The organism is Chroococcidiopsis sp. CCALA 051 (assembly GCF_003015105.1).
GTDB lineage: Bacteria > Cyanobacteriota > Cyanobacteriia > Cyanobacteriales > Chroococcidiopsidaceae > Chroococcidiopsis > Chroococcidiopsis thermalis.
The window spans coordinates 1-14,663 of record NZ_PYCI01000050.1; the positions used below are offsets into that span (position 1 = coordinate 1).

A 14,663-nucleotide genomic window follows, 5' to 3' on the forward strand; every position below is an offset into this window, starting at 1 on the left:
AACGAGGGCATCCGTGCTTGGATGGCTCCTCAAGACCAACCCCACGAAAACTTCGAGTTCCCTGAGGAGGTTCTACCCCGTGGAAACGCCCTATAATTCATCGTTTAATCGCGGCTTGACCTTAGGTGGCGGTCGCGACCAAGAATCTTCAGGATTTGCTTGGTGGGCTGGTAATGCCCGATTAATCAACTTATCTGGTAAACTGTTGGGCGCTCACGTTGCCCACTCAGGTTTGATTGTTTTCTGGGCAGGAGCAATGACTTTATTTGAAGTCGCTCACTTCATCCCAGAAAAACCAATGTACGAGCAAGGTTTAATCTTGCTACCTCACCTGGCATCTCTCGGTTGGGGTGTAGGTCCTGGTGGAGAAGTCATCGATACTTTCCCTTACTTCGTCGTTGGCGTATTACACCTGATCTCTTCCGCCGTGTTGGGATTTGGTGGAATTTACCACGCGATTCGCGGTCCAGAAACTTTAGAAGAGTACTCCTCTTTCTTTGGTTACGACTGGAAAGATAAGAACAAAATGACCAGCATCATTGGTTTCCACCTGATTATTTTGGGATGTGGAGCCTTGTTGCTGGTACTGAAAGCCATGTTCTTTGGCGGTTTGTACGACACCTGGGCTCCTGGTGGTGGAGACGTTCGCGTCATCTCTAACCCCACCCTCAACCCCGCAGTTATCTTTGGTTATTTACTGAAGTCTCCTTTTGGCGGCGAAGGCTGGATTGTCAGCGTCAACAACTTAGAAGATGTTGTCGGCGGTCACATCTGGGTTGGTTTGACTTGTATCGCTGGCGGGATCTGGCACATTGTCACCAAGCCTTTTGCTTGGGCGCGTCGTGCTTTCATCTGGTCTGGTGAAGCATACCTCTCCTACAGTTTGGGTGCTTTATCCCTGATGGGCTTTATCGCCTCCTGTATGGTTTGGTACAATAACACCGTTTATCCCAGCGAATTCTACGGTCCTACTGGTCCAGAAGCTTCTCAAGCTCAAGCTTTGACTTTCTTGATCCGCGACCAACGCTTGGGTGCTAACGTCGGTTCCGCTCAAGGTCCTACAGGTCTAGGTAAATACTTGATGCGCTCTCCTACAGGAGAAATCATCTTTGGTGGTGAGACAATGCGCTTCTGGGATTTCAAAGGTCCTTGGTTAGAGCCACTACGCGGTCCCAACGGTCTTGACTTAGAAAAGATCAAGAACGACATTCAGCCTTGGCAAGCACGACGTGCTTCTGAGTACATGACTCACGCACCTCTGGGTTCTCTAAACTCTGTGGGTGGTGTGGCTACGGAGATTAACTCCTTTAACTATGTATCTCCTCGCGCTTGGCTGGCGACTTCTCACTTCGTACTAGGCTTTTTCTTCCTAGTCGGTCACTTATGGCACGCCGGTCGCGCTCGCGCTGCGGCTGCTGGTTTTGAGAAAGGTATTAACCGCGAATCTGAACCAGTAATGGCTATGGGCGAATTAGACTAAAACAATATTTGGGGTTGGAGTTAAGCTCCACCCTAAATTGATAAGGCTCCTGCGTTAGAGCGGGAGCCTTTCGCATGGCACGAGTTTTATGACAGAATCTTTTATATGGTGCAAAAAAAGCTACGCTAGCGAGGTGCGATCGCAGTTATTGCTTCTTGCTCGCTCAAATCTCAGTTGATGGTGACGACCATGCCAGACTCAAACTTAACCGATCGCCTACAATGGACGACTGAAGCCCAAATTAAGTTAAAAAAGATTCCCTTTTTCGTCCGCTCTCAGGCAATCTCGCGCATAGAACAGTTGACGCGATCGCGGGGTTTAGATATTGTGACAGCAGAGATTGTCGAACAAGCCAGGTTAGAGTTTGGGCAATAAGAAACCTAGCTCGATCTTAGGGTTTGTGAGTGCGATCGCGCTTTTCCTTCAAGCTCTCGCTATTTTGCTGCCAAGTGCATTTTTTGACATGCGTTACCTTCTTTGCGGTTTCACGACTAGCTAACGCAGTATGAGCAATACAAGCAGTAGTACAACTAACAATAATCATTTTTGCTTCTTACTTTTAAGAGAAATATATATCCTTTTACTATTCTATAGATTCTGTTGTAACCGATTCTTTGCTACTTGATTGTTGTGCAATTAAATAGTATTCTTTAAAAAAGCAACGTGTTTATAGAATAGAGTATTTTTCAATCTAACTAATGAATTAGGGTAGCAGTAATAAGTAATAAGTTAAAAAAAGCTTTCGGATGCACTGAGACAAACTCCTCTGTCGCTCTCTGACTATCTCGATTGCGTTTAAAAGTGTGTGGAGTTAAAATTTCTAATCTTTGATTATGAATAACCGCGCAGTTTACTAGGTAGTTTATCACTCTAAGGTGGTATTTATTAATTAGGTGTAGTTCTATTAGTTTTAACTTGAAAGGTGTAAATAAATGAAGTTAAATTTAAATAGATTTAACCTTAAGATGTCTGGTTTCTAACTTAGAGCCATATTTTTTAAAGCTGTATACTATTTTGTATGCTTAAAGTCTAAAATATAAGTAGAGTGCAACTTGTCTTTTCCAATACAGCATCAATTCCTTCTGTTCTATATCTTTCATCTTCTTTGAGATTTTTTGGAACTTGCATAACATCAACATTAAATAGTTTAGCTTTGAGAAATTGATCGAGAGATAAGGAACTATATAGCGTTCAGACATTAAAAAATTATGAATCGAAAAAAATTAATAAACATCTGCCATGGCAACTAATAAGCCACTGACACTACGTCGTAACTTCTCTTGGACTTTTGTTGGTAATATTATCTATGCAGCTTGCCAGTGGGGAATTGTAGTAGTACTTGCTAAACTTGGCAAGCCAGAAATGGTAGGACAATTTACTCTAGGACTTGCAGTTACTGCACCAGTCATCATGTTTACCAATCTTCAATTGAGAGCTATTCAGGCAACAGATGCAAAACAGCAATATGCGTTTGAAGATTATTTAGGATTGAGATTAATTACAACGGGGCTAGCGCTCGCAATAATTATAGGAATTGTTTTCTTAGTAGGATACCGCTGGGAGATATCAATAGTAATTTTTATCATAGCTTTGGCAAAATCTTTTGAAGCTATTAGCGATGTATTTTATGGACTCGTTCAACAGCATGAACGAATGGATCGCATCGCAATTTCAATGATGATTAAAGGGCCGTTATCGCTAGTAGTTTTAGGTTGCGGAATTTATCTAACAGGTAATATCGTATGGGGAGTAATAGGCTTAGCTGTTGCTTGGGCTATAGTTTTGTTGAGCTTTGACATTCATAGTGGAATCTTGATGGTACAAACTACGTCAAATTCGTCACCACGGGATAAAGTTATAGGAAATTCTGTTCGCGAGGTAAGGCTGAAACCTCGTTGGAATTGGGTAAAACAAAAAAAACTAATATTGCTGTCTCTACCCTTGGGTTTTGTCATGATGCTGATTTCGCTCAATATTAACATTCCTCGTTATTTTATCGAGCGTTATCTGGGTGAAAGAGAATTGGGTTTTTTTGCTGCTATTGGCTATTTTATGTTAGCTGGAACTATGGTTGTAAACGCATTAGGCGAATCAGCAAACCCCCGACTGGCAAAGTATTATGCAACAGGAGATAGCCTAGCTTTCCGTACTCTGCTGCTCAAACTTGTTGGCATCGGAATATCAATTGGAGGGATAGGTGTACTAGTTTCCGTTGTGGCTGGACGGCAAATTTTGACTCTTGTATACCGTCCCGAGTATGGTGAGTATACGGGTATACTTATTTTGTTAATGCTGGCTACAGCAGTTAACTATGTAGCCTCGTTGTTGGGCTACGGCATGACAGCAGCGAGATACTTCCGCATTCAAATACCCTTATTTGCATTAGTTACGGCTATTTCAGCCGTAGTTTGCTTCTTGTTAATACCTCACAACGGGTTGCAAGGAGCAGCGATTGCCCTGCTAATAGCGGCAGTTGTACAAGTAATTTTGAGTTTGGCAGTTAATCTTCTAGCAATATCCAAGCTTGCTCGAAACTAACAAAATAATAAAATATTCAGCATGATGACATTGACTGAGCGGCGTTCAATTCGTATCCTTCAAGTCGTTGGTGGTATGGATCGGGGTGGTACAGAAACTTGGCTAATGCATGTTCTGCGCCATATAGATCGCGATCGCTTTCAGATTGACTTCTTAGTACACACAAAAGATAAGTGTGCTTACGATGAGGAAATTATTGCTCTCGGGAGCCAGATTATCCCGTGTCTCGATCCATCAAAACCCTGGCTCTACGCTCGTAACTTCAAACAAATTATGCGCGAGTGCAGTCCCTATGACATTATCCACAGCCATATTCATCATTTTAGCGGCTATGTTCTTTACCTAGCGCGGCAAGTAGGAATACCTATGCGCATTGCTCACAGCCATCTAGATACTTTACAGCTCGATGCTTCATCTAGATTTTTGCGCCGTGCCTATTTGAAGTTAATGAAACAATGGATCGCTCGCCATACCACAATCGGTCTAGCAGCAAGTCGAAAGGCAGCAGTAGCTCTGTTCGGCTCAACCTGGAATACAGACCCTTCTCGACAGGTACTACACTGTAGTGTTGACCTAACTCCATTTCAACATATAGCTAGTCTCGATCCTGTTGCCGTTCGTGCTGAATTGGGAATTCCTGAAGATACCTTTGTCATTGGTCACGTTGGTAGATTTTTTCCCCAAAAAAACCATGCATTTCTTGTGGAAGTTGCAGCGGAGGTTGCAAAAAGAGAACCGAAAATGCGTCTTTTACTAGTGGGTGACGGTTTGCTGCGTCCAAGCATTGAGCGGAAGGTTACTCAATTGGACTTATCCGACCGTGTTATTTTTACAGGTTCGCGATCGGACGTACCCCGATTAATGTTGGGTGCTATGGATATTTTCCTTTTTCCATCCCTATACGAAGGGCTGGGTCTAGTGTTAATTGAAGCACAAGCAGCAGGATTACACTGTATTTTTTCAGATGTTGTTCCAGAAGAGGCAGATGCAATCAAGCCTTTGATGCGGCGAATGTCTTTATCACAACCAGCTGCTATTTGGGCAGAGGCTATCCTAGCTCTCAGACAGGCTAGATCGGAAAGCGATCGAGTAGAAGCGCTTCAGCTCGTTGAGCAAAGTTCATTTAGTATTCGCAATAATATTAAAACTCTGGAGAAACTTTACCTTGAGTGCTTCCAATATTGATTCCACGTCTAATAATTTGATTCATTGTCAGACTGCTAATAGTGCGCTTTCCTTGCTCATACAACGCACAAAGTGGTTATTTTTGGCTTTATGCTTTTACTTAATTTCTCAAGGTTTCACCATTCCTATACTTGCTCTTGGTCCTTCCTGGGCAATTTGGCCGACCCTGTCTGACTTTGCGACAGCTTGTCTGATATTAATGCTTTTGCTAAATTTTCAGAAAACTCCAGCCCCATCAAAAGCAAGCTGGAGCATCTTCTTTGTTCTTATATTTATTTGTGTGGGTTGTATTCTGTCATTCACTTGGAATTTAACTTGGCTTAGCAGTCAGAGTGCCAAAGGTAGCAGTTTCGGAATTTTCCAAATCTACCGTTTATTCCAATTTGTTTGTATATTTTGGGTAACTGCACACATACCTTTAACGACAAAACGCATTACTGTTCTTAGACAAATTGTTAATACTATCTTAATATTTGTCTGTGCGGGAATTATACTGACATATTTCTCAATCGTGCCTTTATCTACTATCACCGGACATCTACCTCAAGGTGCAGGTATTGCAGGACCTTGGAATAGCTATGCAAGTTTAGAACGTTTTGGGGGGAGAGGTTGGGGTACTATAGGTTACAATCATGCTTACGTCTCAGCTCAAGTCATTCTGCTCCTCAGCCTAAAAATACACTTAAACTCGAAACAAAAACTACTATTTTTCGATAATATACTGCTGGTTTTATCTATAGTTGCTTGTTTTTTGAGCGAATCTCGCGCTGGCTTAGCAACAATGATATTTTATGCAATATTCTTTTGGTTCCAAAAACCGATTTACGCGATTGTCGCAGCTGTAATAGCAGGCACTACAGCGACAACCGCCATATTTATTTCATCCAGTTCAATAAATCTGACTTCTGGAGAAGGATCGACGGTCGAGCGCCAATTAGCTTTGCTCAATCCTAACAATTCTGAGAACTTGAGCGGACGCGATGAAATTTGGACAGAACGCATGTCTTTGTTAGACAAAGAGCCTTTATTATGGTTTTTTGGAGGAGGTTTTGGTTCCGCAATAGATTCTGGTAGCAACGCCCATATGCTTTACCTTCATATTATTATAGAAACTGGTTTAATCGGCTTATTGATATTTGCGTTTTTATTCTATAAGATACTCAGTCTTTTGTACGAATACGAGCAGGGAACAAAACCTGTCTTCTGGGTGACCATCGCCTTGTTATTTTCATCAATGACTCAAGAAACGTTTTATCCTACTCCTGCTTTTGGACATTTCATAGGATTTTATCTTTGTTGTTTAGCGCTTGCCCTAAATTCATATCGATTTGGAGAAACATCACCACAGGTAGCACCGAACTGAATTTTAACAATGAAAATTGACGTTTAAACTATGAATCTGGTTGTCACGACCGAACATCGCTTTGCCTGCACTCCTGATGGAGCAATCTGGACGCAGACAATGTTTGCATATCCCTTTTGGACTCGTTATCTTGAGATATTCGATCGAGTGCGCGTGGTAGCACGGGTACTCGAAGTACCATCTATTCCACCAGACTGGCAACGAGCTGATGGTGAGAAAGTTACATTTGCTTCCATTCCACACTACATCGGTTTAGGACAATACTTGCTAAAAGCTAAAAAAGTTCAATGTGCGGCAAGAAATGCTGTTGGTAAGAGCGATGCCGTTATTTTAAGACTTGGTTCGCAGATTGCTACTTGCATCGAACCAATGTTACGTCAGACTGGTCATCCCTATGGTGTAGAAGTCGTCAGCGATCCAGCTGATGCCTTTGCACCTGGTGCGATCGAACACCCATTGAGTCCTTTTTTTCGTTGGTGGTTTCCGCGCCTACTGCAAAATCAATGTGCCGGAGCTTGTGGAGTTGCTTACGTTACTGAACGCGCTCTACAACTTCGATATCCACCAGCACGAAATGCTTTTTCAACTCATTGCTCCGATGTCGAGCTGCCCGATGTTGCCTTTGTACCTGTTCCCCGTCTATCTCATCCAAGTTCTGGCACGATGACCCTAGTTAATGTAGGCTCAATGGCTCAAACCTACAAAGGTCAGGACGTATTGATTGATGCTGTTGCTGCTTGCATACAAGAGAGATTGGACATTAAGTTAATTTTGATCGGAGATGGCAAGCACCGTTCAGCGCTGGAAGCGCGAGTTGCAAAGCTGGGTATAGAAGATCGCGTCTGTTTCTTCGGTCAAATATCTGCTGGTGATGCTGTACGCACTCAGCTGGATCGAGCTGATTTGTTTATTCTACCCTCTAAGACAGAAGGTATGCCCAGAGCGATGCTCGAAGCGATGGCTCGCGGGCTGCCATGCATCGGTTCTACAGTAGGTGGTATTCCCGAATTATTACCACCTGAGGATACGGTGCTACCTGGAGACATAACTGCTCTCAAGCAGAAAATTCTGGAGGTGTTAACTAATCCAGAACGGCTGTCTTACATGTCAGCCCGCAATCTAGAGAAGGCAAAAGAATACAGAGATGAAATTCTGCATCAAAGGCGCAACGAGTTCTACCGTCAGCTGCGCGAAAGAACAAAAGCCTGGAGAGAACAAAAATAATGATGTTTAAGAGGCTGTGTGAAAATGCGAATATTGTTTGTTAGTACGACATCTGCCACTGCTCAGGCTTTTTTGCTTCCTATTGCCAAGTACGAAAGAGAGCGAGGTCACGATGTTTCATTTGCTTGTTCATTTCAAAGCTACGCAGATGCACCCTCCAAACTTAAGGATTTACATGAAGCAGGATTCATCGTTCATGAAATTCCTTTTGCACGTGAAATTCACCCTTTACGAGATGCAAGAGCTTTTTGGAGTTTGATCCGGCTTATTCAAATGAATCAATACGATCTCGTTCACACTTATACCTCTAAAGCAGGATTCGTTGGACGATTTGCAGCTAAGTTTGCTAGATGTCCAAACATTATGCATACAGTGCTTGGTTTTGCTTTTCAAGAATATAATTCCGGACTGAAGCGGCAATTTTATATTCTTCTTGAAAAAATAGCCGCTCCTTTTTGTGACTTCATGTTGTTTATCTCCGACTTCAACCGAAATGAGGCAATTCGTTATCGCTTGAAGCCTGAAAGTACTTTAGTGCCTGTTGGACTCAGTTTTGATAGTATTGATAAGTTCAAAAATTTTCAAGTAAATACTACTGCCGTGCAGCCGCAGTATAAAGACCAGCCGAATGAATTGTTGGTAGGAACCGTTGGGCGGCTGGTTTATCAAAAAGGAATGGATACTTTCATTAAAGCCGCTGCACTAGTTTTAAAAAAACGTTCAGATGTACGCTTCATTATTGCTGGTGATGGTGCTTTACGTGCTGAATTGGAAGAGCTAGCACGTTCTCTGGGAATAGCCGATCGCGTGCAGTTTTTAGGATTTTTGACTGAGATGGAAAATGTTATGAGCTTAATGTCCAGCCTCGATCTATTCGTGTTATCTACACGCTTTGAGGGATTGGGGTTAGTCTATTTGGAAGCGATGTCCTTGCGGTGTCCTGTAGTGGGGAGCAAGATTCCACCGATCACCGAAGTGGTTAAGGACGGCGAAACAGGTATTTTGGCTACCGTTGACGATCCAGAAGATTTTGCCAGAGCTATTTTGGTATTGTTAGAAAATCCTGAGTTAAGAAAAAGAATGGGAGCCGCCGGTCCTGCTCATGTAGAACGTGAATTTAGCGTACAGCAAGTGCTAGAACGAATAGACAACGTATATCAGAAAATTGAGGCTGCGTCTTTACAGTAACAAAAGGAAAAATGATGACGAATGGCAAAACAGTCTTGGTAACTGGTGGATGCGGCTTTATTGGTTCTCATATTGTAGAAGCTTTAGTAAAACAAGGCTATAGAGTTCGGATTCTTGACAATCTCTCAACTGGTAAAGTTGAAAATCTCAACTTTGTCGCTCTACAAGATATTGAACTATACATAGGTGATGTCGCGGAACTCTCAGATGTTAATGCGGCTGTAGCGGGATGTGAGTATATATTTCATGAAGCCGCTGTTGTCAGCGTTCCTCAAAGCATTACCGACCCTATTGCTACGGGAAAAATTAATTATGGCGGGACTCTAAATATTCTACAAGCCGCTCGTCAGCATGGCGTTCGCCGCGCAATCTTTGCTGGAAGTGCTGCTGTATATGGTGATGAACCAACTTTACCAAAAAAAGAGTCGATGCAACCTTGCCCGATCGCTCCTTACGGCGTGGATAAGCTTGCATCAGAACTAATGGGTCACGTTTATGCCCGCAATTTTGGTATAGAGTTTGTCAGCTTGCGTTATTTCAATGTCTTTGGTTCCCGTCAAGAACCATCAAGTCCTTATTCAGGAGCGATCTCCGTATTTTGCGATCGCATGAGTCAAGGAATCGCGCCTACAATCTATGGCGATGGTCTTCAAAGCCGAGATTTCATTCATGTTTCGGACGTTATCCGTGCTAACTTGCTGGTTTTGAAACATCCAAAAGCCGTAGCTCGAACCTTTAATGTTGGGCGAGGGATAGCAACAAACTTATTGGATGTTGTCAACGAAATCAATTTTCTGACCAATCAAAACCTTTTACCTATTCACGTACAGATGCGTCCAGGAGATATTCGTCACAGTCTTGCCGATAATACTGCACTTAAAGCTTTAGGATGGTCGCCGCTCGTTAGCATTCGCGAAGGCTTAGCAGAGTTACTGAAGTTAAAACTTTAGGGACTCTATGTACTTAATATCCAAAAGTGTATACATGTACGTCCTTAGGTTTAATCGAGCCAGAAAGCTTATCGCCTTTGACAATCATTCCAGAGGGACGACCAGCAAACATAGTCTCGATCCCAGTTGTTCTCTGCAACGGTAGTGAAACTGTAACTTCTTTAGTAGCATTAGATGATGTGTTGATGACAACAACTACTGCTTTATTTTGATACTTCCAGATTCCAGCATAGGTATCTGATACTCCAGTAGCAATTTTGATTAAATCTCCATATAGCAATGTTGAAGTGAGTTGCTTAATTTCTGGAACTAGTAACTTAACTCCATTCCATAAAGTTTTATTATCTGGTAAATTCCAGACACCATCATAATAGGCATAGTAAATAATACCTTTAACACCGTTAATCAAAGATTGATATGTCATATTTCGTACTTCTTTGGGAGTTGGTGCGCGACCTCCTGACCAGGCAAATGTTTGTAAGTTAGCAATGACCGGGCGGTTGATTGGAACGGCAGCCTTAACAGCACTAGCAATTGAATAATTAACCGTACTCAGTGGCTCCGCAGTAACAGGATAGCTTTGCATACCCACGACATCAGCAGAATCTACAAACTGTCCAATTTTTTTAGGATAACCACCGCTAAGATATGTTATTCGCTGAGGATCTGCAACTTTTAACTGATAGTTGAATTGCGATAATTGCTCTGGTGTTTTTTTACCGTTATCAGCATCATCGGCTACAAGCCAGCCTATAATTGCGGAGTTATTCTTATACTTATTAATTACACTCATAGGATCTTCATTAAACTCACCTATGATTTGGACTCCAAGTTTTGCTGATTCATTGAGAAATGAATCATCATTCAAATCGAGAGGAACGTACATTGTATTAAATCCTGCTTGAGCGATCGCCCGCAGGTCATTCAAGCGTTTCGTTTGTTCGCTATCATAGTAGGAGACGTAATAGAAGCCAAAGGGAAAGAATGGTTTTTCATCAACCATTACAGAAGGAGTTTGAGTAACATCTGTGTTTACATAAACATTAGTAGCACAACTTGTAGTAGAACAAAAAAGAGAAAGAACAGTAGCTAAGAACAGACTCTTATTATAAATTGTTGGAATCGATCCTTGTTTAAATTCAATCAAATTCTCAACTTCGATATTGATAAATTTCTCAAAGCTATCTAATTGCTTCCGTGATTTCATTTTCTACCTTCTTGACAAAGAATGACTATACGCATGAATTGTTGGAAATCAAACCAGGTCATAATTGAGATGTAGCTATATTAAAAAGATATCTAAAGAACGAGATATCTGGCTAAATAATTACATCTTCCATTAATTAAAAACCAGGAACAAATTGTTTGACATACCACAAAAATTTATTTGTGATAATTAAATCTCTAAAACAAAGTTAACGCTAACTTTATAATAATTTCAAGAGAAAATTTACGGAGAACAAATATACTTGATTCAGTCTAATCGGTTCAGTAAAAGTACGTTTCCTGCAATCTACTAGTAGTAATCATCCGTAAAATTACGCCATGCTGAGGCAGGCAAAGTAAGAAAAGTTACAGCGTCTTTAGAGATTTGTATAGAACATAAAAGCACAAAATTCATCGCCAAAAAAGTTCGCGCTGTAGTCGATTTCGATATAATGAAGATGAAACAAGTACTTATTTAATGGCAGCATCATTTCACAATACTCTATTTGGAGACACGCAGCAATAAATTCTGCAACTCAGCCAAAATTTTTACTTTGTGTAATTGCCCAAAGGTTCAAAAACCTTTATTATTTGTATTCAGAACTCTTTATTCTTTATAGCAACTGAATTTTCAATTCATGGGAGGAGCGTGTGGGCAATGAAACTAAATTCTATCAGTAGCAGCCTGTCTATTTATACCAGCAGACTTGTTAAATTTATACTAGACAGATTAGTGGCAGCGATCGCCTTATTAGTTTTTGCGCCGCTCTTAGTGTTAATAGCGATCGCAATTTACATTCGCATAGGTCATCCTATCTTTTTCACTCAACCGCGCCCTGGAAAAGATGGTCGGATTTTTACGTTCTACAAGTTCCGCACCATGACAAACGAGCGTGACTCAGAAGGAAAACTGCTTCCTGACGAAAAACGCCTCACACCTCTCGGTCAATTACTCAGAAAAACAAGCCTAGATGAACTGCCTCAATTGTGGAACGTTCTCAAAGGCGACATGAGTTTTGTTGGTCCCCGTCCCCTAATCGTAGAGTACCTAAACCGATACACTCCAGAACAAGCTCGTCGCCATGAAGTGAAACCTGGTATTACAGGCTGGGTACAAGTTAACGGTCGCAATGCATTGAGTTGGGAAGAAAAATTCAAATTAGATGTTTGGTATGTCGATTGCTGGAGTTTGTGGCTAGACTTAAAAATTCTTTTTATGACAGTATTCAAAGTTCTGCAGCAGGAAGGAATTAGTCAAGAAGGTTACGCGACATCAGAAGAATTTAAAGGCGAACCCGATTAACAACAGATCGCAAAACTCAAGTTAGTAATATGTAGTGAATATGCGAAATTCAAAATTCTCCTGTTTCCTCTTACTTGCAGTATTTTAATCTATTACTATGCTATAAACCGTTCCATTCACAAATCATTGAAGAATGCTGTAATTACCAATTCTAAAAAGAGGAGTGAACTATAAAATGCAAGTATGTAATTCGAGTCTTTCAGAAGAAAAGCTAGCACTTTTACCAACAGAAGAAGAAGTAGCTTTTTACCGAGAGCATGGTTGGTATATCTCAAAAAAAGTACTCTCCGATGAAGTTATAGATGAAGCAATCCAAGGCAGCGAAAGGTTCTATCGGGGAGAGAGAGATACACCTCTGTCCAAAGATAGTGGATATAGCAACTGGAAGCCCGAAGATGGTTACGATGTCATGCGTAACAACGAATTTGTCTCTCTGCAAAGCAGGGCAATCCGTCAGCTTGCCCTTCAGCCAATTATTGGAGCGATCGCAGCCCGATTAGCTAAATCTAAGCAGATTCGCTTACTAGACGATCAACTGATATACAAGCCGCCTCAAGACAAGAGTGGTAAGAGTGCCGTGGGCTGGCACGCCGATCGCGCTTACTGGGCTACCTGTAGTTCCGATAACTTGCTGACTGCCTGGATTCCCTTTCACGACTGCGACGTGTCTAGAGGATCGCTGGTCGTACTAGACGGGAGCCACAAGTGGTCAAATCTCCAAAATACAAGGTTCTTTAACAACCCTAACCTGGGGGATGTAGAACAACAATTTCAACGAGAAGGACGGCAGATCGTCAGAGTGCCGATGACCTTAAAAAAGGGACAGGTTAGCTTTCATCACTGTTGGACAATTCACGGTAGCTATTCTAACCGCAGCCAGTGGTTTCGCTTGTCATTAGCAGTACACTTACAAGATGGTACTAACCACTATCGCCCTTTCTGGAACAAGAAAGGAGAACAAATTCATATTTTTGATGAGCTTTTATGTCGGACATTACCTAACGGCGATCCTGATTTTAGCGATCCGGCAATATTTCCTATTTTGTGGTCAGAGCCAGAAAAATAGCAACCAATAGTTTTATATATCTAGGATGTTCCTAACACGCTTAAACTAATTTTTTATTTTTACGTAAAAATGCATATTCAAATCATTAATTTACACAATCCTTTGTGGAAGCAGGTTTTACAAAAACTGCATCATGACGTATATCATCTACCTGAGTATATAGAAATAGAGTCAAAAAGAACTAGTACACTTCCTAATGCTTTTATAATTATCGATGATGAAAAAATTTTTTTTGTACCCTATTTGCTACGTCAATGTGATGACATTTTAGATAGAGAAATATCTCGCAAGGAAGTTTTTGATATTGTTTCACCCTATGGCTACCCAGGAATTTTACTGAGTAAAGCAGCAATTAACACGCCAGGATTTCCAGACTTTGCCATCAGGGAGTTAAGACGAGTATTGTTTGAACATAAAGTGTGTTCGGCTTTTTTCCGACTGCATCCGATCCTCAACTTCAATTTTAATGAAGTATTTCAACCCAATACTTTTACCACTATTGGAGAAACTGTATCCGTAGATTTAACTCTTTCTGAATCCAAAATTTGGGCGCATACAAGAAAAGGACATCAAAGTACAATTAATAAATGCAAGCGACTCGGCTTCACTGGTAAAATGGTGAATTTTAAGCAATACATTCATAATTTTATCAGTATTTATAACGAGACGATGGAGCGAGTAGGAGCGCAAAAATCTTACTATTTTAGTCATGAATATTTTGAGGATTTATTGAAGCTAGGTCAACACTTGCATTTAGGTATCGTTGAATTAGATAATGAAATTGCCTGCGCTAGTCTATTTCTAGAAAGTTCTGGGATCGTTCAAGCTCATCTTGGGGGTACAAAAAATCAGTTTCTACGCTACTCTCCTTTCAATCTGTTGGTAGACTACGCTCGCAACTGGGCTAAAGCAAGAGGTAACAAATTTTTACATTTAGGAGGTGGGGTAGGTTGTTCTACAACAGATAGTCTTTATACTTTTAAGTCTGGTTTTTCTAGAACAAGGCATCCGTTTCTTACGCTACGGTTAATTATAGATGAAGAAAAGTACCATTACCTAGTTAATTCACGAGCAAAACTTTTAAATGTTCGAGTTGAAGAATTGCTCTCTTCCAGATTTTTTCCTGCATATCGTTGTTTTAGATAATCGAGATTCTGACA

Annotated in this window: 12 protein-coding genes and 1 pseudogene; 12 read left to right on the top strand and 1 reads right to left on the bottom strand. The window is 41.2% G+C overall.

Annotation, left to right across the window (positions count from 1 at the left end; all coding sequences use genetic code 11):
* From C7Y66_RS33410 to C7Y66_RS14075, 9 genes and pseudogenes are all read left to right on the top strand, one after another.
* A pseudogene (locus C7Y66_RS33410) lies at window positions 1–96 on the top strand (photosystem II protein D2); the annotation flags it as partial.
* Window positions 80–1,480, top strand: coding sequence for a photosystem II reaction center protein CP43 (gene psbC / locus C7Y66_RS14040; protein ID WP_015153287.1), 1,401 nt, complete (start codon window positions 80–82; stop codon window positions 1,478–1,480). The pseudogene C7Y66_RS33410 and the gene psbC, both read left to right, overlap by 17 nt.
* 189 nt (window positions 1,481–1,669) lie before the next feature.
* Window positions 1,670–1,855, top strand: coding sequence for a PCP reductase family protein (locus C7Y66_RS14045; RefSeq protein ID WP_106546047.1), 186 nt, complete (start codon window positions 1,670–1,672; stop codon window positions 1,853–1,855).
* An 864-nt stretch (window positions 1,856–2,719) separates the two neighbouring features.
* Entirely contained in the window at window positions 2,720–4,018 is a 1,299-nt protein-coding gene (locus C7Y66_RS14050) for an oligosaccharide flippase family protein (protein ID WP_106546048.1), read from the top strand.
* 21 nt (window positions 4,019–4,039) lie between these two features.
* A complete protein-coding gene (locus tag C7Y66_RS14055; RefSeq protein ID WP_199197428.1) occupies window positions 4,040–5,203 on the top strand; it encodes a glycosyltransferase family 1 protein in 1,164 nt (387 codons plus the stop codon).
* Window positions 5,184–6,566, top strand: a complete 1,383-nt coding sequence (locus C7Y66_RS14060) for an O-antigen ligase (protein ID WP_106546050.1) — start codon at window positions 5,184–5,186, stop codon at window positions 6,564–6,566. The genes C7Y66_RS14055 and C7Y66_RS14060 overlap by 20 nt, the downstream gene beginning before the upstream one ends.
* Window positions 6,567–6,596: 30 nt before the next feature.
* On the top strand, window positions 6,597–7,790 hold the full coding sequence (locus tag C7Y66_RS14065) for a glycosyltransferase family 4 protein (RefSeq protein ID WP_106546051.1): 1,194 nt from the start codon (window positions 6,597–6,599) through the stop codon (window positions 7,788–7,790).
* Window positions 7,791–7,814: 24 nt separating this feature from the next.
* The gene (locus C7Y66_RS14070) at window positions 7,815–8,978 is read left to right on the top strand and encodes a glycosyltransferase family 4 protein (RefSeq protein WP_106546052.1); all 1,164 of its coding nucleotides are present in this window, start codon (window positions 7,815–7,817) and stop codon (window positions 8,976–8,978) included.
* 11 nt (window positions 8,979–8,989) lie between these two features.
* Entirely contained in the window at window positions 8,990–9,928 is a 939-nt protein-coding gene (locus C7Y66_RS14075) for an NAD-dependent epimerase/dehydratase family protein (protein ID WP_106546053.1), read from the top strand.
* Window positions 9,929–9,941: 13 nt separating this feature from the next.
* On the opposite strand, the gene C7Y66_RS14080 is transcribed toward C7Y66_RS14075, so the two are convergent.
* The gene (locus C7Y66_RS14080; protein ID WP_106546054.1) at window positions 9,942–11,135 is read right to left on the bottom strand and encodes a hypothetical protein; all 1,194 of its coding nucleotides are present in this window, start codon (window positions 11,133–11,135) and stop codon (window positions 9,942–9,944) included.
* 657 nt (window positions 11,136–11,792) lie between these two features.
* On the opposite strand from C7Y66_RS14080, the gene C7Y66_RS14085 reads away from it, so the two are divergent.
* From C7Y66_RS14085 to C7Y66_RS14095, 3 genes are all read left to right on the top strand, one after another.
* The gene (locus C7Y66_RS14085; protein WP_106546055.1) at window positions 11,793–12,437 is read left to right on the top strand and encodes a sugar transferase; all 645 of its coding nucleotides are present in this window, start codon (window positions 11,793–11,795) and stop codon (window positions 12,435–12,437) included.
* A 175-nt stretch (window positions 12,438–12,612) separates the two neighbouring features.
* A complete protein-coding gene (locus C7Y66_RS14090) occupies window positions 12,613–13,503 on the top strand; it encodes a phytanoyl-CoA dioxygenase family protein (protein ID WP_106546056.1) in 891 nt (296 codons plus the stop codon).
* Window positions 13,504–13,605: 102 nt separating this feature from the next.
* Complete coding sequence (locus C7Y66_RS14095; RefSeq protein WP_233222678.1) at window positions 13,606–14,649, top strand: GNAT family N-acetyltransferase; 1,044 nt, start codon at window positions 13,606–13,608, stop codon at window positions 14,647–14,649.
* Window positions 14,650–14,663: the final 14 nt, after the last annotated feature.

Bases quoted from the DNA above. Each gene is read 5' to 3' on its own strand.
- C7Y66_RS14045 (WP_106546047.1), top strand. From the start codon at position 1,670: ATGCCAGACTCAAACTTAACCGATCGCCTACAATGGACGACTGAAGCC.
- C7Y66_RS14050 (WP_106546048.1), top strand. From the start codon at position 2,720: ATGGCAACTAATAAGCCACTGACACTACGTCGTAACTTCTCTTGGACT.
- C7Y66_RS14055 (WP_199197428.1), top strand. From the start codon at position 4,040: ATGATGACATTGACTGAGCGGCGTTCAATTCGTATCCTTCAAGTCGTT.
- C7Y66_RS14065 (WP_106546051.1), top strand. From the start codon at position 6,597: ATGAATCTGGTTGTCACGACCGAACATCGCTTTGCCTGCACTCCTGAT.
- C7Y66_RS14070 (WP_106546052.1), top strand. From the start codon at position 7,815: ATGCGAATATTGTTTGTTAGTACGACATCTGCCACTGCTCAGGCTTTT.
- C7Y66_RS14075 (WP_106546053.1), top strand. From the start codon at position 8,990: ATGATGACGAATGGCAAAACAGTCTTGGTAACTGGTGGATGCGGCTTT.
- C7Y66_RS14080 (WP_106546054.1), bottom strand. From the start codon at position 11,135: ATGAAATCACGGAAGCAATTAGATAGCTTTGAGAAATTTATCAATATC.
- C7Y66_RS14085 (WP_106546055.1), top strand. From the start codon at position 11,793: ATGAAACTAAATTCTATCAGTAGCAGCCTGTCTATTTATACCAGCAGA.
- C7Y66_RS14090 (WP_106546056.1), top strand. From the start codon at position 12,613: ATGCAAGTATGTAATTCGAGTCTTTCAGAAGAAAAGCTAGCACTTTTA.